Annotated in this window: 19 protein-coding genes; 9 read left to right on the top strand and 10 right to left on the bottom strand. The window is 64.0% G+C overall.

The window, feature by feature from the left end; translation table 11 throughout:
* Window positions 1-2 precede the first annotated feature (2 nt).
* Together AB3X94_RS06635 and AB3X94_RS06630 are read right to left on the bottom strand one after the other, a co-directional pair.
* Complete coding sequence (locus AB3X94_RS06635) at window positions 3-1,022, bottom strand: ABC transporter substrate-binding protein (RefSeq protein ID WP_176109781.1); 1,020 nt, start codon at window positions 1,020-1,022, stop codon at window positions 3-5.
* Window positions 1,023-1,197: 175 nt separating this feature from the next.
* Window positions 1,198-2,250 carry a LacI family DNA-binding transcriptional regulator gene (locus tag AB3X94_RS06630; RefSeq protein WP_368611100.1) on the bottom strand — a complete coding sequence of 351 codons (1,053 nt, stop codon included), beginning with the start codon at window positions 2,248-2,250 and terminating at the stop codon, window positions 1,198-1,200.
* Between the two features lie 392 nt (window positions 2,251-2,642).
* Here AB3X94_RS06630 and AB3X94_RS06625 point away from each other — a divergent pair, with 392 nt between their 5' ends.
* Entirely contained in the window at window positions 2,643-3,599 is a 957-nt protein-coding gene (locus tag AB3X94_RS06625) for an aldose 1-epimerase (RefSeq protein ID WP_368611099.1), read from the top strand.
* Between the two features lie 47 nt (window positions 3,600-3,646).
* On the opposite strand, the gene AB3X94_RS06620 is transcribed toward AB3X94_RS06625, so the two are convergent.
* Entirely contained in the window at window positions 3,647-4,444 is a 798-nt protein-coding gene (locus AB3X94_RS06620) for an endonuclease/exonuclease/phosphatase family protein (protein ID WP_176109779.1), read from the bottom strand.
* A gap of 54 nt (window positions 4,445-4,498) precedes the next feature.
* Window positions 4,499-5,059: a hypothetical protein gene (locus tag AB3X94_RS06615; protein ID WP_176109778.1), complete on the bottom strand. Its 561-nt coding sequence runs from the start codon at window positions 5,057-5,059 to the stop codon at window positions 4,499-4,501.
* Window positions 5,060-5,341: 282 nt separating this feature from the next.
* Here AB3X94_RS06615 and AB3X94_RS06610 point away from each other — a divergent pair, with 282 nt between their 5' ends.
* From AB3X94_RS06610 to AB3X94_RS06600, 3 genes are all read left to right on the top strand, one after another.
* Window positions 5,342-6,319, top strand: coding sequence for an AAA family ATPase (locus tag AB3X94_RS06610; RefSeq protein WP_176109777.1), 978 nt, complete (start codon window positions 5,342-5,344; stop codon window positions 6,317-6,319).
* Window positions 6,320-6,673: 354 nt separating this feature from the next.
* The gene (locus tag AB3X94_RS06605; protein WP_368611098.1) at window positions 6,674-7,780 is read left to right on the top strand and encodes an NAD(P)/FAD-dependent oxidoreductase; all 1,107 of its coding nucleotides are present in this window, start codon (window positions 6,674-6,676) and stop codon (window positions 7,778-7,780) included.
* 132 nt (window positions 7,781-7,912) lie between these two features.
* The gene (locus AB3X94_RS06600) at window positions 7,913-8,224 is read left to right on the top strand and encodes a high-potential iron-sulfur protein (protein ID WP_176109775.1); all 312 of its coding nucleotides are present in this window, start codon (window positions 7,913-7,915) and stop codon (window positions 8,222-8,224) included.
* A gap of 127 nt (window positions 8,225-8,351) precedes the next feature.
* Here the strand turns inward: AB3X94_RS06600 and AB3X94_RS06595 are convergent, their stop codons facing one another.
* Complete coding sequence (locus tag AB3X94_RS06595; RefSeq protein ID WP_368611097.1) at window positions 8,352-9,878, bottom strand: amidase; 1,527 nt, start codon at window positions 9,876-9,878, stop codon at window positions 8,352-8,354.
* Between the two features lie 271 nt (window positions 9,879-10,149).
* Complete coding sequence (locus AB3X94_RS06590) at window positions 10,150-10,848, bottom strand: dienelactone hydrolase family protein (protein ID WP_368611096.1); 699 nt, start codon at window positions 10,846-10,848, stop codon at window positions 10,150-10,152.
* 313 nt (window positions 10,849-11,161) lie between these two features.
* Here AB3X94_RS06590 and AB3X94_RS06585 point away from each other — a divergent pair, with 313 nt between their 5' ends.
* Complete coding sequence (locus tag AB3X94_RS06585; protein ID WP_368611095.1) at window positions 11,162-12,265, top strand: NAD(P)H-dependent flavin oxidoreductase; 1,104 nt, start codon at window positions 11,162-11,164, stop codon at window positions 12,263-12,265.
* 451 nt (window positions 12,266-12,716) lie between these two features.
* On the top strand, window positions 12,717-13,862 hold the full coding sequence (locus AB3X94_RS06580) for a branched-chain amino acid ABC transporter substrate-binding protein (RefSeq protein ID WP_018436890.1): 1,146 nt from the start codon (window positions 12,717-12,719) through the stop codon (window positions 13,860-13,862).
* 104 nt (window positions 13,863-13,966) lie between these two features.
* On the opposite strand, the gene AB3X94_RS06575 is transcribed toward AB3X94_RS06580, so the two are convergent.
* On the bottom strand, window positions 13,967-15,181 hold the full coding sequence (locus AB3X94_RS06575) for an MFS transporter (RefSeq protein ID WP_368611094.1): 1,215 nt from the start codon (window positions 15,179-15,181) through the stop codon (window positions 13,967-13,969).
* Between the two features lie 252 nt (window positions 15,182-15,433).
* On the opposite strand from AB3X94_RS06575, the gene AB3X94_RS06570 reads away from it, so the two are divergent.
* The 3 genes from AB3X94_RS06570 to AB3X94_RS06560 all read left to right on the top strand — a co-directional run bounded on the left by AB3X94_RS06570 (window position 15,434) and on the right by AB3X94_RS06560 (window position 18,365).
* Entirely contained in the window at window positions 15,434-16,096 is a 663-nt protein-coding gene (locus tag AB3X94_RS06570; RefSeq protein WP_368611093.1) for a HugZ family protein, read from the top strand.
* 397 nt (window positions 16,097-16,493) lie between these two features.
* Entirely contained in the window at window positions 16,494-16,796 is a 303-nt protein-coding gene (locus AB3X94_RS06565) for an H-NS family nucleoid-associated regulatory protein (protein WP_008921239.1), read from the top strand.
* A 285-nt stretch (window positions 16,797-17,081) separates the two neighbouring features.
* Complete coding sequence (locus tag AB3X94_RS06560) at window positions 17,082-18,365, top strand: cation diffusion facilitator family transporter (RefSeq protein ID WP_176109770.1); 1,284 nt, start codon at window positions 17,082-17,084, stop codon at window positions 18,363-18,365.
* A gap of 63 nt (window positions 18,366-18,428) precedes the next feature.
* Here AB3X94_RS06560 and AB3X94_RS06555 read toward each other — a convergent pair whose 3' ends face one another.
* From AB3X94_RS06555 to AB3X94_RS06545, 3 genes are all read right to left on the bottom strand, one after another.
* Entirely contained in the window at window positions 18,429-18,887 is a 459-nt protein-coding gene (locus tag AB3X94_RS06555; RefSeq protein ID WP_012431468.1) for an Lrp/AsnC family transcriptional regulator, read from the bottom strand.
* A 90-nt stretch (window positions 18,888-18,977) separates the two neighbouring features.
* Window positions 18,978-19,610, bottom strand: a complete 633-nt coding sequence (locus tag AB3X94_RS06550; RefSeq protein ID WP_013088123.1) for an exonuclease — start codon at window positions 19,608-19,610, stop codon at window positions 18,978-18,980.
* Window positions 19,607-20,251, bottom strand: coding sequence for an MBL fold metallo-hydrolase (locus tag AB3X94_RS06545; protein ID WP_368611092.1), 645 nt, complete (start codon window positions 20,249-20,251; stop codon window positions 19,607-19,609). Before AB3X94_RS06545 ends, AB3X94_RS06550 begins: the two co-directional genes overlap by 4 nt.
* Between the last annotated feature and the right edge of the window lie 612 nt (window positions 20,252-20,863).

Here is a 20,863-nt window from a genome sequence, read left to right as displayed (position 1 = left end):
GATCAATAGCCGTACTGCATGTTCTGCTGCACGTTTTCCTTGTCGTAGAAGCGGTCGGACACCTTGACCCAGGTCGGGATCTTTTCACCCTTCGCATAGCGCTGCGCGACGTCGCAGGCGAGCGGGCCGAAGAACGGGCTCGACTGCACGCTCGCGCCGAGCTCGCCAGCCGCGATCGCGTCCATGCCGCCCTTGGTCCCGTCGATCGTGACGATCTGGATGTCCTTGCCCGGCTGCTTGCCGGCCGCCTTGATCGCGGCGATCGCGCCGAGCGCCATTTCATCGTTGTGCGCGTACACGGCGGTCACGTCAGGATGCGCCTGCAGCAGCGTTTCCATCACCTTGCGGCCGGTGTCGCGCGCGAAGTCGCCGCTTTGCGACGCGATGATCGTCATGCCGGGGTTCTTCGCGATCACTTCGTCGAAGCCCTTCTTGCGATCGTTTGCGGCCGACGCACCCGTCGTGCCTTCGAGCTCGATGATCTTCGCCTTGCCGCCCGTTGCCTTGACGAGCCAGTCGGCGGCGCGGTGACCCTGATCGATGAAGTCCGAGCCGATGAACGTGATGTAGTCGCGGCCCGCCTTCGCGACCGACTGGTCGACGTTGCGGTCGACGAGGATCACCGGAATGCCGGCCTTCTTCGCCTGCAGCACGACCGGCGCGAGCGGCTTTTCTTCGCGCGGCGGGAATACCAGCAGATCGACGTGCTGGGCGATCATGCTTTGAATGTCGGAGACCTGTTTGGAGTTGGAGCCGTTGGCGTCGGTCATCACGATCTGCCAGCCGCATTTCGCGGCGATGTCCTTGAAGCTCCTGGTTTCCGCGAGACGCCACGGGTTGTTGCTTTCGGTCTGCGCGAAGCCGACCTTCAACGGGGTCTTGGTCGCCAGCTTCGGCAATGCGTCGTCGGCATGCGCGGCCGCCGCGCCGACACCGATTGCCAGAGCCAGCAGCGAAGCTGCGAGCGGACGAATCTGCTGCTTGCGCGCGTGCATGCGCGACTGCGTAATGAGCGACGCCATGTCTTCCTCCAGTAACCGGTGACGGTGTATTTGCTTTTTGTGCTGCTCGGGATTGTCTCTATCCAGCCGGGAGCCCGGCGCTGTTTCGACGGCGAGGATGCAGTTGGCTATAACCCACCGGTGCGCGTTCTTCCCGACCCGACATGCCGATTATTTCACTCGGAATTATTATCGGTCAATCACTAATAATATTAATCGTCGCCGGTTTTGCCTCGGTAATTACCCTGACCGAGGCGCGTTCGACCAGTGGTCCGTCGAGCTTCACCGTGCGATGGCGCACCGGTGCGCCGGCCGCGCGGTTGTGCTCTTCCTGCAGCAACGTCTCGACGGCCCAGCGGCCGAGTTCGTAGTTGGGCAGCACCACCGTCGACAGCGGCGGATGTGTGTGGCGGGCGATTTCCTGGTCGTCGTAGCCGAGCACCGACACGTCCTCGGGCACGCGCAGACCGAGCTGCTTGAGCGCCTCGATCGCGCCGATCGCGGTCAGGTCGTTCGCGCAGAAGATCGCGGTGGGCGGATTGGCTTCGCGCATCAGCGACAGCGTCAGCTCGAAGCCGAGGCCCGAACTCCAGTCGCCGTCGCGCACCAGTTCGGCCGCGAACGGCAGATCGGCGGTCGCGAGCGCGGTGCGGTAGCCCTTCAGCCGGTCTTTCGCGGCGTCCTGCCATGGCTCGCCGTTGATGTAGCCGATGCGCCGGTGGCCAGCCTGCAGCAAGTACTCGGTCGCCAGATGGCCGCCCGCGACCTCGGCCGGCACCACCGACGAAAACGTGCTGTCGCCGGTGTAGCAGTTCAGCAGCACGGTCGGCACCTGCGACAGCGCGGCCGGCGGCGCGACCTTGCGCGTGTAGACGGTCGCGTAGATCACGCCGAATACGTGCGGATTGGTGATGACTGTGTCGAGTACCTGTTTTTCGATGTCGGCGTTGCCGTGCGTCGAGTAGACGGCGAGCATCTTGCCGCTCGCGTACGCTGCGTCGCGCGCGCCGTCGATGTTGACGACCGGGTGCGGGCTCGTGGAGATTTCATCGGCCAGATAGACGATCAGATTGCGCTCGTCGCTCGATGCGGTGAGCGGCTCGCGCAGCGACAGCCGGTAGCCGAGGTCGTGTGCGGCCGTCAGCACTTTGTTGCGGGTGGCCTCGGAGAACTTCGCGCCGGCCGCGTTGTTGAGCACGAGCGAGACGGTGGATTGCGACACGCCGGTGAGCTTGGCGATGTCGGTCATGGTGGGACGGCGTTGAGTCGATTTTTTCATTGTGCGGGTCGCGCTGGGGCGGCGCTGAAGCAGGGGAATGCCAGCGGCATCATGCTGCTGACGGTACCACTAATAATATGCGCGCGGCAACGCGCGCTAAACCCGCCATTTGGGAATCGAGCTTACGCTCCGTTACCGGCTCTTTTTGAACGAATTTATTACTAATAATATTGACCGACAATGCGGTGTCGTGCGATTCTCGCTCGGGGCGGACTGCCGTAGTCCGCCGGCCGCGGGGTGTGCGGCACGTCAAAGGAGATATGAATGCCCGTTTCTGCTGCCGCTTTCCGCTCGCGGTTTCGCCCCGTCTAACCATGCGCGACGTTTTCCTGAATCCTGCGCGGTCGCGCGAGGCATATGCCGTGACCCGAGCGGCGCCGCAGCTGTCATGGCTCGACGATCCCGCGATCGCCGCGCGCCTCGTCACGTTGTCGGCCGGCGCATTGCGCGCGGTGCTCGCGCCGAACATTGGCGGCGCGCTCGCGGCGTTCTATGAGGTCACGCCGGAAGGCCCGTTGCACTGGCTGCGGCCGGCGCTGCCGGAAGCGTTCGAAGCGCGCGATCCGCTGCGCATGGCGAGCTTCCCGCTGTTCCCGTACTGCAACCGGATTCGCGATGCACGCTTCGCGTTCGACGGCGCGACGATCGATCTCGCCGGAAACGACCCGCATTTCGCCCACGCGCTGCATGGCAACGCGTGGCGTCGTCCGTGGCGCGTCGGAGCGCGCAGTGAAAGCGCGGTGGACTTGCACTTCGAGCACGAGCCCGATGCGAGCGTGACCGGCGACTGGCCGTTTCGTTATCGCGCGCGGCAGCGTATCGAGTTGCGCGGCGGCGCGCTGCACATCACGATGTCCGCACGAAATCTCGCCGATCGGCCGATGCCGTTCGGCATGGGCCATCACCCGTACTATCCGCGCACCGCGGCGACGCGCATCCATGCCGACGTGCAGGCGATGTGGCACGCGGACAACGATGTGCTGCCGACGTATCTTGGCCCGCATCCTGCCGTCGACGCGTTGCGCGCGGGCATGTCACCCGACGCGTTCGATCTGGATAACAACTTTTCGAACTGGTCGCGCGCGGCGACGATCGCGTGGCCCGACGAGCGCCGCAAGCTGACGATGCGCGCCGACGCGCCGTTCGATCACCTGGTCGTGTTCGCGCCGGCCAACGATCCGCAGCTATGCGTGGAGCCGGTCACGAACACGACCGACTGCTTCAACGCGATTGGTACACAAGAGCACGTCGGCGGCTGCGTGTTGCAGCCGGGGGAAGAGATAGAAGCGGCGTTGAGCTGGACACCGAATCGCGAGTGAAGGGAGCACGCGCTTTCCGTTGGCGGAGGCGCAACGAGCGAAAACGTTTACTCCAAGCGCAACTTCGCCATATACGGCAAATGATCCGACAGCCACGCGGTCTCCTGCGTCGGCTGGATCCATTCGACCGGCTGCATGCCGCGCACGAACATCTTGTCGAGCGACAGCGCCGGCGAGAACGCCGGGAACGTGCGCGCCGGTTCGCCGAGCAGCGTCGCGACTTCCTGCAAGCCGTGCTCGCGAAAGAGCGGCACCGAGTCGTTGCGCCAATCGTTGAAGTCGCCGGCCAGCACGAGCGGACCGTCTGGGGCTTCCTTCGCGATCCAGTGCGCGATCCAGTTCATCTGCCGCAAGCGCGCCGGACGCGTCAGCGCGAGATGCGCGCACAGCAGCGTGACGAGCCGCCCGCCGAACGTCGCACGCGCGACCAGCAGGCCGCGCTTTTCGAAGCGGTGCGCGGAAATGTCCCAGCGGCCGCCGAGATCGAGCGGATGCGGCGACAGAATTGCATTGCCGTGCCGCCACGACGGCTTGAACACGTTCGGGCCGAGTGCGACTTCGAGTTCGAGCGCGCGCGCGATTTCGGTCGCCTGACAGTGCCAGACGTCGGTCAGTGGATCGTCCATCGGCGCGCCGAAACTGCTCGCCAACACCGGCGACGGCATGCGCCGCGCCATTGCTTCCTGCAGGAAGTAGGCGTCCGCGTGAGTCGATTGAACCCAGCGCTGCATCGCCTGCCAGGCCTGAAAACCGAGCGGGGTGCGGCCCTTGTGCAGGTTCCAGCTCACAGCGACGAAATCGTTCGGCGCAAGGCTCTCGCGGATCAGTTCTTCTGGGTTTCGCATGCCGCGTTATCCACGTGTTCTGTTTGAGCGCGCCGGTCAGGCGCGCGGTTCCTGTCAGTTTGGAGTGTTGCCGCCAGTCGCGGCGCCATTGCCGCTCGTGCCGCCATTCGTACCGTGGGCATTCGCACCGTTGCTCACGACGCTCGCGTGCACGCGGTACACGAGATTCGGATTGCGATCGACGATCGTCCAACTCGCCCATTGATCCGGCGGCACCACCAGACCCGGGTGGCTCGCGCTCACCTGGCGCGGTTGCGGCGGCAGCTTGCAGCCGATGTCGGTGCGCCCCGCGCTGTTGTCCTCGAGCGTTTCCTGCGTGTCGATCGAAAACATCACGCCCTCGGGATCGACGCGCAGCGGCGACACCGTGATCGTGCGCGACAGATCGATGCTGCCGGCCGGCTGGTCCTTGCAGCCGACATTGTGTTGCACGACCTGGTGATGCGTATCCGTGCGCGCCTGGCCGACGGTAGTGGTGCCGTCGAACGCATCGATCTGCTGGCCATCTTTCACTACCTGCAATTGCCATTGCACGACCTGCTGCGCTGGCTGTTGTTGCGCGTGGGCGAGCAACGAAGCGCCAAGCAGCATGGCCACGATACTGGTTTTCCACATATAAAGGTTCTCCGCTCACGCGTCGGTTGCGGGGTTGCCTTGCCTCTTGCCGCAGCAGGTCAGAGAGCAATCTTACCCCCGATGGCCGCAACGATTTCTGACACGGTCGACGAGGGCCGGTTCAGCAACAATCCATTCCAGATAAGGATCGGAATGGCAGCGATCGTTAGCAGCAGAGCCGCGCGACTGCTGGCTTGCACGCGTTTGTGTCCTCGCTACACTGGACTGGAATCGGCGCTCAGAAGGCGCCGCCGCTGCAGAATCAGCCAGACGGGGTGAGCGATGACGACAGCAATGGTCAAACAGGAAATCGCCGTGGCCTCGTTCAGCCGGGTGTATGACCTCGATGAGGTCGAAAGCGCGCTGAACGGTCTCGGCGAAGGCGCGAACGAGGCGCTGCGCACAACCTACGAAAAGATGCTGAAAAACGGCAATCTGCGCTTCTGCGTGAAGCCGAACCGGATGCCGTCGATCGACGATCTGATCGACGCGCTGCCCAATTTTTCCTCACCGCTCGACGACATCCGCAAGCAGGTCGCGCTGTGCCTCGAAACCGAGGATCGGCTCGAACTGATGCCGATCCTGCTGCTCGGCGAACCCGGCATCGGCAAGACGCATTTCGCGAAGCAGTTGGCGCGCCTGCTCGGCACCGCGTACCAATATGTCGCGATGAGTTCGCTGACGGCGGGCTGGATTCTGTCGGGCGCGTCGTCGCAATGGAAGAACGCAAAGCCGGGCAAGGTGTTCGATGCGCTCGTGAACGGCAGCTATGCGAACCCGGTCATCGCTGTCGACGAGATCGACAAGGCGACCGGCGATTCGCAATACGACCCGCTCGGCGCGCTGTACGCGCTACTCGAACACGACACCGCCCAGAGCTTCGTCGACGAGTTCGCCGAGATACCAATCAACGCGGGCAACGTGATCTGGATCGCGACCGCCAACGACGAACGCGCGATCCCCGAGCCGATCCTGAACCGCATGAACGTCTACGAGATCGCGCCGCCAGACCACGCCGGCGCGCGACGCATCGCGCAGTCGATCTACGACGAAATCCGCGGCGCGCACAACTGGGGCCTGCGCTTTCCGGAGACGCTCGGCGACGCGACGCTCGATGCGCTCAAGCGGGCATCGCCGCGCGAGATGCGCCGCGCGATCCTGAACGGCTTTGGCGCGGCGCGCATCGCGGGACGCGACCGGGTCGAACCCGCCGATATCCGGCTCGACTACGGAAACCGGCGAAAACCGATCGGGTTTTGACGTTTTCGGCTAGTTTCTTGCACCAATCCCGCGTTTTTCGTGATTTTGGTGGCTGTCGCGGCAATTCGTACAATGTGTGTGGTGAATGCAACGGCAATTATTGCTGTTTTCGCCGTAAATCGCTGGATCAAGCCAGTTTGCGCCGCCGTCACCTGGTCGATGCGCACGAGCGTTTGTCACTTCTGTCTGTACCGAGTCGTACAATTTTCCGTGGGGGTGATAAAAAGACATAAGCAGACCCAGCGGACAGATACGTTCGACAATGAACGGAACGCGGCGGCGAGATGCCGTTCCTGTCTTCCTTCCATCGGCTGAACGAGGCAGCGCGCGGTGCGATGCGCCGCGTCAACGGATATGGATCAGATCGAATGTGTAGTGATCGGTGCCGGCGTGATCGGCCTCGCGACGGCGCGCGCTCTGGCGGCGCGCGGGCGCGAAGTGATCGTGCTGGAGGCCGCCGACGCGATCGGCGTGGGCACGAGTTCACGCAACAGCGAAGTGATTCACGCGGGCATCTACTATCCGCGCGGATCGCTGAAGGCCACGCTGTGCGTGCGCGGCCGCGAAATGCTGTATGACTACTGCGCCGAGCGCAACGTACCGCATTCGCGCTGCGGCAAGCTGCTCGTCGCGACGTCGCGCCACCAGATTCCGCAGCTCGAAAGCATCATGGCCAAAGGGCGCGACAACGGCGTGCTCGACCTGCTGCGCATCACCGGCGATCAGGCGCAGGCGCTCGAACCAGCGCTCGAATGCGTGGAGGCGGTATTTTCGCCGCAGACGGGGATCGTCGATAGTCATCAGTACATGCTCGCGCTGCAAGGCGATGCCGAGCGTGACGGCGCCGTGTACGCGTTTCATGCGCCGGTCGAGGCGATCGAGGCTCACAACGGCCGCTTCACGATCGCGGTCGGCGGTGCGGCGCCCACCACGATCAGCGCCGCCTGCGTGATCAACAGCGCGGGTCTGCATGCGAACGCGCTCGCGCGCAAGATTCGCGGGCTCGACCCGCGCCACGTGCCGCCGCTTTACTTCGCCCGCGGCAATTACTTCAGCATCTCGGGGCGCGCGCCGTTCAGCCGCCTGATCTATCCGATGCCGAACGAGGCCGGCCTGGGCGTGCACCTGACGCTCGATCTCGGCGGCCAGGCGCGTTTCGGTCCCGACGTCGAGTGGGTCGACGCGATCAATTACGACGTCGATCCGCGTCGCGCGGAGTCGTTTTATGCGGCGATTCGCGCGTACTGGCCGGCCTTGCCCGATAACGCGTTGCAGCCGGCTTACGCGGGCATTCGTCCGAAGCTTTCAGGTCCTGGTGAACCCGCCGCCGATTTCGTGATTCAGGGGCCGGCCGCGCATGGCGTGCGCGGGCTCGTCAATCTGTTCGGCATCGAGTCGCCGGGTCTGACGGCATCACTGCCGATCGCGCAGCGGGTCTGCGAGCTGGCGGGGCGCGCGTAAGCCCGCGATTACACCGTACCGATCCGCTTATCTCCAGCATTTGGAATATCACCGGAGACGGCTTCGTTGCTATGCTTGGCGAACGCTGTCATCAGAACGGCGTTGATTCCAATATAAATGGAGTGAGTCCCCATGAGATCTTCCCGTCGTACGTTTTTGATCACCAGCATCGGTGTGGCATCGACACTCGCATTGTCGCGCCAGGCGTTCGCCGACGCGCCGAAAGTCTCCGAAACCGATCCGACCGCGCAGGCGCTTGGCTACAAGGCGGACGCGAGCAAGGTCGACAAGGCGAAATTCGCCAAATTCGCGCCTGGCCAGCAATGCAGCAACTGCAGCTTCTTCCAGGGCAAGGCGGGCGATGCCTACGGCGGCTGCCCGATGTTCGCGGGCAAACAGGTCGCGGCCACCGGCTGGTGCAGCGCTTATAACAAGAAGGCCTGATCGAGCCGGCGTGTGATGTGCTAGCAGGCTTTGCGCGGGATGCGCGGCGACATCGCGGCGCATCCCGCGACTGCGTGCATCGTGGCGTTTTGCGCCAGATGCGGATTGCAGCCGGCCGCTGGATTTCTTAGCGCCGCGCTTTCATCAATGGTGGGCGCCTGTCGAACCACGGCCGTGCCGCCTCGAGTTGCGCGGCGAGTCTGAACAGCGTCGCCTCACCGCCGACACGCGCGGCGAACTGCACGCCGATCGGCAGTCCGCGCGCGTTCCAGTACAAGGGCACCGACATAGCCGGCTGGCCACTCAGATTGAACAGCTCCGTGCAACCGGCCCAAGCGAATGCCTTGTTCGACGCTTCGAACAGCAGTTTCTTCATCAATCGTTCCAGCGGCATCGTGGTGACCGCGCGCATCTGCATGCGCTCGACGGAACTCGGCCGCATCTCGCCGATCTTGATCGGCGCGGACGCCAGCGTCGCGCACAACAGCACGTCGTAGCGGTTCAGCAGATCGGTCAGACGCGCGGTGATGCGGCGCTGTTCGTCGAGCGCGGCCGGCAAACCCTGCTCGCCGATCTTGCGGCCGACGTGCGCCATCGCCCACGTCGAAATTTCGAACTCGCCGCGCGTCGGCCTGTGGCCGGTGATGCGCTCCGCGTTCAGCACGAGGTCTTCGGCCGTCACCGACCACAGCGTCAGGAACGCATGACGGACCGCCGCGAAATCGACGCCGAGCGACACCGGCTCCAGACGATGGCCGAGTGAGCTCGCGAGTTGCGCGGCGTCGTCGAGCGCGGCGCGCGCATCGGCCGATAACGACGGCGCGAGCATCGGCTCGGTCACGTAGGCGATCGTCAGCGGCTTGCATGGCTCGCGCGTTGCGCCGAGAAAGGTGCCGGGCGCGCCGGCCGGCCGCTCGGCGTTGCCCGCCAGCAGGTCCAGCAGCAATGCGCTGTCGCGCACGCTGCGCGAGACGGCGTGATCGATGCCGAGTTCGCCGGCACTGGCCTGTGCCGCGCGCGGCACGCGACCGCGCGACGGTTTCAGGCCGAACAGTCCGCAGCATGACGCCGGAATTCGGATCGAGCCGCCGCCGTCCGACGCATGCGCGAGCGGCACCACGCCGGCGGCGACCGCCGCCGCCGCGCCGCCGCTCGAACCGCCCGGCGTGTGATCGAGATTCCACGGATTGCGGCACGCGCCGAATAGTTCGGGCTCCGTATAAGGCATCTGGCCGAGCTCGGAGGTGCTGGTCTTCGCGAAGATGTTCAGACCCGCCGCTTTCGCGAGCGCGACGACCGGCGCGTCCTGCGTCGGAATGAAGTGGCGGTAGTGGCGGCTGCCCATGGCCATGCGCAGTCCCGCCACGGGCGCGCCGAGATCCTTGATCAGGAACGGCACGCCGGCGAGCGCGGCGTGGGCGGAGGAGGTGTCCGTTCCGTTCACGCCGTCGGCGCTATTCGCGCGGTTTGCGTCGTCGCGCGATGCGCGCTGGCGGGCCGCATCGTAGTCCTTCAGAACGACTGCGTTGATCGCGGGATTGACGGCCTCGGTGCGCGAGATCGCGACGTCGATCAGTTCGCGCGCGCTAACCTGGCGCGTGCGCACGAGTTCGGCGAGGCCGATGGCGTCATGAGCGAGATAGTCTGATAGCACGTCGTTTTAGCCCTCGCGGTCGGTTGGCATGCCGCGTCGAATTCGCGGCCGGCCATGCACGCGCGACGGCGTCGTTTCGCTCGAATTCGCGTTGCTCCGCTCGGGCGTCGCGCATGTGAAAGACGGCGTGTCGGCCGACACGCCGTCTTTCACAGAGTACCTGAGTTGAGCGCCGACGTGACTGATGTGAATTCGAATGCTCACTTCAAATGCGCGAGCTGGCGATCACATCAGTAACGCGGCGGGTCCGGCTGAATGCCGGAACCGCGAATTACATCCGCTCGCCGAGGAACGTCAGCGTGCGGCCATGCGCCAACGCCGACGCGTGCTGGTTGTACGACGCACGATCCGAGCAGTTGAAGCCATGATCCGCGTTCGGGTAGATGTTGAATTGCACGTCGGCACGACCCGCGAAGCGCTCCTGGATCTGGCCGATGTCCGACGGCAGAATATGCGCGTCGAGCTCGCCGTAGTGGAACTGCATCGGCACCTTGACGTTCGCGGCCTTGTCGAGATGGTTGTGGATGCCGCCGCCGTAGTAGGCGACTGCGGCGTCGACCGAACCGGCCGCTGCGGCCAGATAGGCGAGACGGCCGCCGAAGCAGTAGCCGATCACCGCGACCTTGCCGGTCACTTCCGGCAGCGCGCGCAAGGTGGCCGCGGCGGCGCCGATGTCGGCGACCGCGTCATCGACCTTGGTCTTCTGCATCAGCTCGATGCCCTTTTCGCGATCCTTGCCCTCATACGTCAACTCGACGCGCGGCTGCACGCGCCAGAACACGTCCGGGGCGAGCGCGACATAGCCGTCCTGCGCGTACTGATCGGCGACCGAGCGGATATGGCTGTTCACGCCGAAGATTTCCTGAATGATGATGACGGCCGGTCCCTTGCCGCCCTTCGGCAGCGCGAGATAGCCGCCGAAAGTATCGTTGCCGGCCGGGATGTCGATCCATCGGGAAGTCGTGCTCATGCTGTTCTCCATTGACTCGCGCGAACGCCGCGCGAGGTCGGTGTGTACGAAACGCTCAAGGCCACGCGGCCCTGCAACGGGCGGTTAGTTTGCCATCAAAAGAACCGGCTTGCAGCGAGGCGGGACGGGGCCTCGCGGCCAATGCGGCGCGCTTCGATTCTCGTAAGGCGATTGAAACGATCTCGATTATTCATTTCTCCGCGATGGCGCGGATGGGTACAGTCAGCGTGTAATGGCTCGCGCGCATCTCGCGACATCTTGGCGAGCGCATGCATGAGCACATCGGCGGCTTTGCGCCGGAAAGGAAACGAACATGAACGAAGACAGTTTTGTGACGCCGTTTGCCGAGCGCTTCCAGCTGCGGGTACCCGTCGTGCAGGCGCCGATGGCCGGCGGCGCGACGACGCCGGCGCTCGTCGCGGCGGTATCGAATGCGGGCGGGCTTGGTTTTCTCGCGGGCGCGGCGCTCGCACCGGAGAAGATCGCGAGCGAGGTCGCGGCGATTCGCGCGCTGACCGATCGCCCATTCGGCGTGAATCTGTTCGTGCTCGATCCCGTCTCGCCCGATGAAGCGACCGTGCGTCGCGCGCTCGACGCGATCGATCCGCTGCGTGCCGAGCTCGGTCTGCCGCCGGGCCAGCCGCTCGCACACTATGCGCCTGACTTTCGCGCGCAACTGGAGGCGCTGATCGACTTGCGTGTGCCGGTCGCCGGCTTTACGTTCGGACTGCTTTCGGCGACCGACGTCGAGCGTTTGCATGCGGGAGGCAGCTATGTAGTTGGGACTGCGACGCATGTTGCCGAGGGCATCGTGTGGCGCGATGCGGGTGCCGATGCGATTGTCGCGCAAGGCGCGGAGGCAGGCGCGCATCGCGGCACGTTCATCGGCGCATTCGAAGATGCGCTGGTCGGCACGATGGCGCTCGTGCCGCAACTGGTCGACGCGACCGGGCTGCCGGTGCTGGCGGCCGGCGGCATCATGGACGGTCGCGGCATCGTCGCGGCACTCGCGCTAGGCGCGCAAGCCGCGGTGATGGGCACCGCATTTCTGACCACCCGCGAGAGCGCGATCCCCGAGGTATGGAAAACCCGCGTGCGCGGCACGTCCGATACGTCGACCACGGTGACGCGCGCGATCACGGGCCGTCACGCTCGCGGCATCCGCAATCCGTTGATGCAACGTTTGCGCGAATCGGCGGAAAGCATCGCGCCCTATCCGGTGCAAAACGCGTTGACGCAGGAGCTGCGGCAACACGCGGCGCGCGCGCAGAACAGCGACTACCTGTCGCTGTGGGCGGGGCAGGGTGCGCCGCTCGGGCGCACGCGCGCCGAAGCAATCGGCGCGGCTGAACTGATGGCGCAGCTCGAGCAGGAATGGCAGGCGGCCTCCGCGCGAATCGCCGGGTTCGTGCGTTGATTGCGTGGTCGATTTAAGGTTGATTTAAGTTTTTTACCGTTGTCACATTCCTGTGCGGCACGCCACATTTTTGAGTTGAAAAACCCTTCGAATCTTATGTGACAGAAGCCGGAAAAAGACTAAATCCGCGCCCGCGGAGAAACTTCCCAATTAGCGGAAACCCGCATGGGATGGGGCTTTCCGGCTCGCTCGCCCAAGCCGCGAGCGGCTCGCGCAGGAACTGCGCTATTAGTGTTGTTCCCACTTTCTCAAAAAACTCCCGCAAATTAATTTGTTGGCCTACACTTGCGCGCAAGTACGGTTTGCCAACTGTCACAAACAGTCCGGTAAACGTACTGGCCAAGTGCATGAACGATGCAACCGGCGTGGTCGTCCACGGGACTGAGCGACACGTGTAGGGGAAGCGGGGCACAGGGCGATTACGTTGTTTTGACCGAAACTGGAGACTTACATGAGCATCAAAATTCAAAAGCTGTTGCCGATCAGCGCTGCCGCTCTGCTGTTCGCGACGTTGGCAACATCGGCCGCGGCCGACACGGTCATCAAGATCGGTCACGTTGCGCCGTTGACTGGCGGTATCGCTCACCTGGGTAAGGACAACGAGAACGGCGCGCGCCTGGCCGTTGAGGAAATCAACGCGAAGGGTCTGACGATCGGCGGCCAGAAGGTCACGCTGCAACTCGACGCGCAAGACGACGCGGCTGACCCCCGCACGGCTACGCAGGTTGCGCAGAAGCTCGTCGACGACAAGGTCGTCGCCGTGGTCGGCCACCTGAACTCGGGCACCTCGATCCCGGCATCGAAGATCTATAGCGATTCGGGCATCGTGCAGATCTCGCCGTCGGCAACGAACCCGGCCTACACGCAGCAAGGCTTCAAGACGACCTACCGCGTCGTCGCGACCGACGCTCAGCAAGGCCCGGCACTCGCGAACTACGCGGCGAAGGGCATGAAGGTGAAGAGCGTCGCGATCGTCGACGACTCGACCGCTTACGGCCAGGGTCTCGCGAACGAGTTCGAGAAGACGGCGAAGGCGCTCGGTCTGAACGTCGTGTCGCACGACGCGACGAACGACAAGGCCGTCGACTTCCGCGCGATTCTGACGAAGATCAAGGGTGAAAACCCCGACGCGATCATGTACGGCGGCATGGACGCAACCGGCGGCCCGTTCGCCAAGCAGGCAAAGCAGCTCGGCCTGCGCGCGAAGGTGCTGGCAGGTGACGGCGTGTGTACCGACAAGCTGTCGGACCTGGCCGGCGACGCAACCGACAACATCGTCTGCTCGGAAGCCGGCATGGCGCTCGAAAAGATGGCTGGCGGCAAGGCGTTCGAAACGAAGTACGAGAAGCGCTTCGGCCAGCCGATCCAGATTTACGCGCCGTTCACGTATGACGCTGTGTACATCATCGTTGACGCGATGAAGCGCGCCAACTCGACCGAACCGGCGAAGATCCTGGCAGCGATGCCGGCGACCGACTACAAGGGCGTGATCGGCGAAACGACGTTCGACTCGAAGGGCGACCTGCAGCACGGCGTGATCTCGCTGTACAACTACAAGCAAGGCAAGAAGACGCTGCTCGACGTCGTGAAGATGTAAATTCGGTGTGATCGAAGGCGGCGTCGCGCCGCACTTCGATTCGCAGCTTGAGAGGCACGTGGGCCGCGAGGCTTGCGTGCCTTTTCTTTTGTTCACCGCTCCTGTCAGATCTTCAAACGCCGCAGCACCTTCGGCCCGGCGAAGGCGATCATCGCGGCGCACACCGCGACGACCGACAGTCCGATCGTCAGATTGGTCACCTGCGCGACGGCGCCGATGATCACCGGTCCGAGCAGCAAGCCGAAATAGGCCAGCCCCGCGACGTGCGCGAGCCCTTCAGCCGCGTGGATGCCCTTCACGCTCGCCGCCGCCGCGAACAGCACCGGCATCATGTTCGCGAGGCCCAAGCCGATCAGCGCAAAGCCGGCTAGCGCTGCCACCGGATTCGGCAGCAGCAGCGCGTCGACCATCCCGGCGCAGGCGAGCGCCGCGCTGATCATCACGAGCTGGGGTGCGCCGAAGCGGGCGCGCACCGCGTCGCCGGCAAAACGCGCGACTGCCATGCCGCCGGAAAACGCCGCGTAGGCGGCGCTGGCGAGCGCGGGCGTCGAGAGCACGACATCGCGCATATAGACCGTGGCCCAGTCGTACATCGCGCCTTCGGCGATCAGTGCGACCAGCGCCATCGTGCCGAGCGCCCACAGCGCCGGCGAGCGCCAGCGGCTCGCACGTGGCGTCGCCGCATCGGGATGCTCGGCGTGCGGCACGTGCGGCAACACCGACGGGCAGGCGAGCACCAGCACGAGCGCGCTGGTCGCCGCGGCGAGCGCGAGATGCAGGGCCGGCGCCATGCCACGCGACAGCAGCGCCCCACCGACCGCTGCGCCGAACATGCCGCCAAGACTGAACATGCCGTGCAGCGAGGACATGATCGGCTTGCCGAGCGCCTTTTCGACGGCGCTCGCTTCGGCGTTCATCGCGACGTCGAGCGTGGCCATGCCGGCGCCGAAGACGGCCAGCACGACCAGCAGAAGCCAGTACGCGGGCACGGCCAGAATCAGCGCCGCGCAGGCGGCCATCGCGAGGCCGCCGGCCAGACAGGCCCGGCGTGTGCCGACCCGCGCGATCCACGACGCATTGGTCACCATCGCGCCGATCGATCCGCCCGCCACCGCGAACAACGCGAACGACAGCATCGCCGGATTCAGATGGAAGCGGTCGCGCACCGTCGGCACATGCACGCCCCACGACGCGTACATCATGCCGGCGATGAAAAACAGCGCCATCGTGGCGATCCGTGCGCGTTGCCGTGCGGTGACGGACAAGTTGCGATGGGCGGCGGGGAGGACGGCGAATTCGGAGGCGTGGTGATCGGGCACGGAGGTCTCGAGGCGGAGGGCGCGAGAAAGCGCATTGAAAGCGGATCTCCGATTTTATCGAAGCGTGGTGGCTAACGCTTGGAGCCGAGGGATCGGGCGCATACGATTGATGGGCTGGAGATGCAACGAAGCGGGATTGCTGGATGTCATGCTTTGGTGCGCCGCTGTTGCTTTTTGCATTGCTGCGCGTGACGGCTTTTGTGGCGCTCACCGCTCTCCCGTTCATTCCAAATTCACCCGAGGAACGCTCAGTTGAACATTCCCGCTCACGCTCCGCTGCATCTGCTGCACACGGCCGCGGTCGGCACGCTCGCCACGCACGCTCGCCAGCCGGAGGGCTTTCCGTATCCGTCGGTGCTGCCGTTCGCGCCGGACGCACGGCATCGTCCGACGATCCTCGTGAGCCGGCTCGCGGAGCACACGCACAACCTGCACGCCGATCCGCGTGCCGGTTTCCTGGCCGTCGACGCACCCGATGGCGACGTGCTGGGCAGCCAGCGCGTCACGCTGCTCGGCCGCTTCGAGCCGGTCGACTCGAACCCGGAACTGGTGCGGCGCTACCTGCGCTATCACCCGGACGCGGAGCGCTATCTGGCGTTGGGCGATTTCACGTTCTGGATCATGGAGATCGAGCGGCTGCGCTACATCGGCGGCTTCGGCGCGATGGGCTGGCTCGACGGCGCGCAACTCGATCCGCTGCCACCGCTTGCCGCCAGCGACGAGGACGCGCTGATCGCGGAGTTCGGTCGCCGGTTTAGTGGCGCGGGCGGCGTCGAATTGCTGGGCGTCGACCGTTACGGCGCCGATCTGAAACGCAACGGTGTGCGTCGCCGCTTCGCATTCGATGACGCGCGATCCGATACCGGCACATTGCACGCGGCGCTCGAAGTCTGCATCGAGCGGCATGCGGATTAAGCATTTATCGTTTATCGGAAAAACAAGCGTGCGCCAGTCGCAACGAACGGACGCCTGTATCAAAAGTGCGTGCTTATCCGAGCCAAAGCTTTCATGCCGTGAAATGTTTGATGCGCAATAGACGGCTCAAGTCTCATTTTCTGATAGTTAAATCGGATCAATATGCAGACTGGGGGAATTTTTTCAGCGACGTGCGAAATCACCTATTTGAAAGGCCGTTGTCCGACCCAGAAGCGACGCAGGAAACTTTTTGAAACGAATTTAAATTAATTTTTTCCGGGCGCTTATCCAGCCTTTCTATTTTGTGTTAATCTCGCCATCAAATTCCGAGGCATGAAACCTTCAAAGGCGAGTCGGCAAAAGACCGGCGTCATTTATCCATACCACAAGGGAACCTATGTCTTCTTACAAGGAACTACTCGCGCAGCGCGAGAAGCTCGAAAAGCAGATTGAAGAAGCGAAGTCGCGCGAATACGCGGAAGTCTTGAATGAAATCAAGCAGAAAATGGCCGACTACGGCATTTCGCTGAGCGAACTCGGCGGCGGCCGCGCACCGAAGGGCGCTAAAGCGAGCCGGCCGCGCGCAGGCGTCGCGCCTAAATATCGTGATCCCGAAAGCGGCAGCACGTGGTCCGGTCGCGGCAAGCCGCCGCGCTGGATCGCCGGTCTTGATCGCGAAAAGTTTCTGATCCAGAAGTAATCGCGATCCGGCGGATGGTAAGGGTTTGCCTGCACGTAATGCGGATACTGGCAATCCACCGCGTTTATAGCCTGCTGCAGAATCTCAAAAAGCCGCGCACCGTTCAGGGCGCGGTTTTGTCATTTGCGGCGCCGGGTTTCTGTCGCATGCACTTCAGGTAGCTGGAACGCGAATGCTTTTCGTTTAGATAAGCGACTGATTTAAAAAGGTTTTTTCGCAGCCTTCCCTGCGCAGGCGAATCGTGGCGGGTACAATAGCAACAACTGACCTTTCCGCCTTTTCAGCATGCCGTCCGCCGCGATCGCCCAAACCGCCGAGAAACAACGCGTTGCACGCAAGAGTACCTTTGCGAGTATTGCGGTCAATACCGTATTGATGACGCTGCAAATCATCATCGGTACGATCGCGCACTCGCAGGCGCTGGTTGCCGACGGTGTCCATTCGCTCGCCGATCTCATTTCCGATTTTGTCGTGCTGATTGCCAATCGGCATAGCGGGGCAAAACCCGACGCCGATCACAATTACGGACATAGCCGTTATGAGACAGTGGCGTCGTTATTTCTCGGCGCGCTGCTGATCTCGGTCGGCGTCGGTATGTTGTGGCGCGCCGGTACGCGGCTCGCCGATCTACAAAATATTCCCGCCGTGCATATGAGCGCGCTCGCGGTCGCGGCGCTCGTACTGGTCTCGAAGGAAGCGCTGTTTCGCTACATGCTGCACGAGGCGAACCGGGTGCGTTCCGCGATGCTGATCGCGAACGCATGGCACGCCCGCTCGGACGCGGCGTCGTCTCTGGTGGTGGGGATCGGCGTGGTCGGAAGTCTCGCCGGCCTGCGGTTGCTCGACCCGATCGCGGCGGCTATCGTCGGCTTCATGGTCGCGCGCATGGGCTGGACCTTCGGTTGGGACGCGTTGCAGGATCTGTCGGACCGTGCGCTCGACGAAACCGCCGCCGCCGACATGCGCGCGCTGCTGATGTCCACCCCGGGCGTGCGTGACGTGCACGAAATGCGCACGCGCAAGACGGGCGATTTCGCGCTCGTCGACGCGCATATCCTCGTCGATCCGATGATTTCGGTGTCGGAAGGCCATTACATCGCGGAGTCGGCGCGTCTGCGTGTGCTGACCGACAAGCGCGTGCTCGACGCGCTGATTCACGTTGACCCCGAAAACGACGCGCTCGCGCATCCACCGGTCGATCTGCCGCCGCGCGAGCGCGTGACGGCCGAGGTCGACGAGGCGCTGGCTGCCGGTGGCTTGCGGGCCGCTGCGGTGAATCTGCACTACCTGAGCACCGGGCTCGACGTGGAGGTGGTGTTGCCGGCGGCGGGGTCTGCTGAAGGGCGCGCTGCGGAGGGTGCCGAAGTCGCTCGTTTGCTGGAGAGCGAGGCGCAGTCGCTCGGCCGCGTCGATCTGACGGCGCTCAAGCGTCGTCTCGGCGCACGCAAGCTCGACGTGCTGCTGCAACGGGATATCTCGGCCGCGCAAGGCGGTTCGGCGGCGGAGCTCAAGACCGGCACCGCTCCCGCCGGTCGGTCAACCGCCACCGAGCCTCACAACGCCACCTGAGTTTGGTCAGTTTCGGACGCCCGAAACCGCGAACTTCCATGCCGCCCGCGGTGGCGGCACCCGTCACAACGGCAACTGCGTATCGAACTTGATTTCGCGCAGCACCACGCTCGTGCGCACCTGCGCGACGGCCGGAATCTTGAAAATGCGTTCGTGCAGGAAGCTGTCGTACGCCTTGATGTCGGGCGCGACGATCTTCAGGATGTAATCGGATTCGCCCGTCGTGCTGTAGCACTCGGTCACTTCGGGGCAGGTAGCGATTTCCCGCTCGAACTGCTCGACGCCGCCTTCGGTGTGACGCGTCAGATGGATATGCGCGAGCGCGCACACGTGCAAGCCGAGCTTTTCGCGATCGAGCAGCGCCGTGTAGCGCTGGATCACGCCCGACTGTTCCATATCCTTGATGCGCCGCCAGCATGGCGTGCTCGACAACCCGACCTGGTCGGAGATTTCCTGCACGGAACGGCGTGCGTCGAGCTGCAGCAGGCGCAGGATCTTCTGTGAGAACGTATCGAGTGTCAACTGCGCCTCCGTTAGCGTCGCCGTATCAACGAATGGTAGAGGGCGCGAAAACGAAACGCAATGTAAAACGGCTCTCGCGAGCGAGATTGCCTAATTTACCGGGTCCGGAGCGGCGTTTTGCCCTGAGCCGTCCCCATCATCCTTGCCGTCCCCCGGCAGCTCGGGCTGACGCGCGCGCAAGTCCTTCAGCATGTTGCAAAAGAGGGCGCCCTGCTCGATTGCGTCGTCGAGCGCGACGTGCGTATGCGGATGCTCGTCGAACCAATGTTTCGGAAAGCGCGGCTTGATGTTCTTGCGGTACGGCAGGCCGGTCATCGCAAACGCGAGCGTCTTGATATCGAGCGCCGACCACGAGAACGGGCAGCGGCCGACGAAGCGCATCATGTACCAGAACATATAGGTGAAGTCGAAGCCAGCCGGCATCGCGACAAACACGGGCTTGCCCGGCAGCGCCTCGACCCAGTCGACATAGGCGCTCAGGGCGGCCTCGGGCTTCTGCAAGTCCTGACGACAGGCCGCCCATGCTTCCGGCTGGGTCTTCCACCACGCTTCTTGCACTGGATGCGGCGCCGCGCCTTCCAGTAGTTCGAGATTCGCCGAGAACGTCGCGATCAACTGCTTGTCCTCGGTGTATGCGGCGGATGCGAAGCTCAGCATCGAATGCGGGCCTGGGATCGGGCCGTCCGCTTCGACGTCGGTACTGACATAGATTTCGCTGCTCATGCGCCCACTCCGTCGGCGACATAGGGATTCGTGCGGCGCTCGGCGCCGAACGTCGAGGTCGGGCCGTGGCCCGGCACGAACGTGATGTCGTCGCCGAGCGGCCAGAGTTTGCCGCGGATCGAGCGGATCAGGTCCGCGTGGTTGCCGCGCGGGAAATCCGTGCGGCCGATCGAGCCGGCGAACAGCACGTCGCCGACCAGCGCAAGCCGGTGCGCCCGGCTGAAGAAGACCACGTGGCCCGGTGTGTGGCCGGGGCAGTGGTACACCTCGAAGGTTTCGTCGCCGAACTGCACGGTGTCGCCGTCTTGCAGCCAGCGGTCCGGCTCGAAGGCATCGGCCGCGGGGAAGCCGAAGCGCGTGCTTTGATCCGGCAATTTGTCGAGCCAGAAGCGTTCGTCGGGATGCGGACCTTCGATCGGCACGCCGTAGTGGGTGGCGAGCGTCTTCGCGCCGGCGCAGTGATCGATGTGGCCGTGTGTCAGCAAGACCTTCTCGACGGTCACGTTCTGCCGCGCGACTTCGCGTTGGATCATGTCGAGGTCGCCGCCCGGATCGACGACGGCCGCGCGCCCGGTGGTCTCGCATACGAGCAGCGAGCAGTTCTGCTGGAACGGCGTGACGGGGATCAGGGTGACTTTCATGGCTGCAACGACGCGCTGGAAAAACGTTGATTGTACCGGCCTCGCGACAGTCTCCGTCGCCGACGCGACGGGCTTGCGCATGGCATCGTCGCGCCTGTCGCATGCCCATTTTTGCGATAAATGTGAAGATTGATCAAGGATTGTGGGTGCTCGCCATCCCAAAATTTTTTTTTAGGTATAATGGAGTCCATGCACAAGAGTTGTGCAGCCACAAGGCGACGCATCCTCACAAAACGGAGATGCCGCTCGCTATTCAAGTAAGGGCTGTCGGAATGCCGACGGCCATCAAGTATCGATGCGTTCGATGCACACGTCTTGCCCAGCCAGGCGCCGCGCGCCTGCTACGGAATTAACCTCCGTGACGCTGGGTGGGGCCTACGCCGCCGTTCCTGCGCGCTGAGTTACGCGCGCAAGAACGTGTTTGCCACGTTCGATTGGCGGCATGTGGGGTCTGGTCAGGCTGCCGGGGACAGGTTGCGCCAGACGTGAAAATTAACCGTGCGGTAGCGGCTGAGTGAGCCGCATCCGGGCTTTGACGTACTGCGCTTTTTCGCGCGGCGCGTTGTCGTCCCTACCGCCGGAGCCGCAAGCGACATGCCCAGCAGTTTCGCG

It is taken from the genome of Paraburkholderia sp. BR10923, from assembly GCF_040948765.1.
Lineage (GTDB): Bacteria > Pseudomonadota > Gammaproteobacteria > Burkholderiales > Burkholderiaceae > Paraburkholderia > Paraburkholderia youngii.
This window is presented reverse-complemented; position numbering and strand designations above follow the sequence as displayed.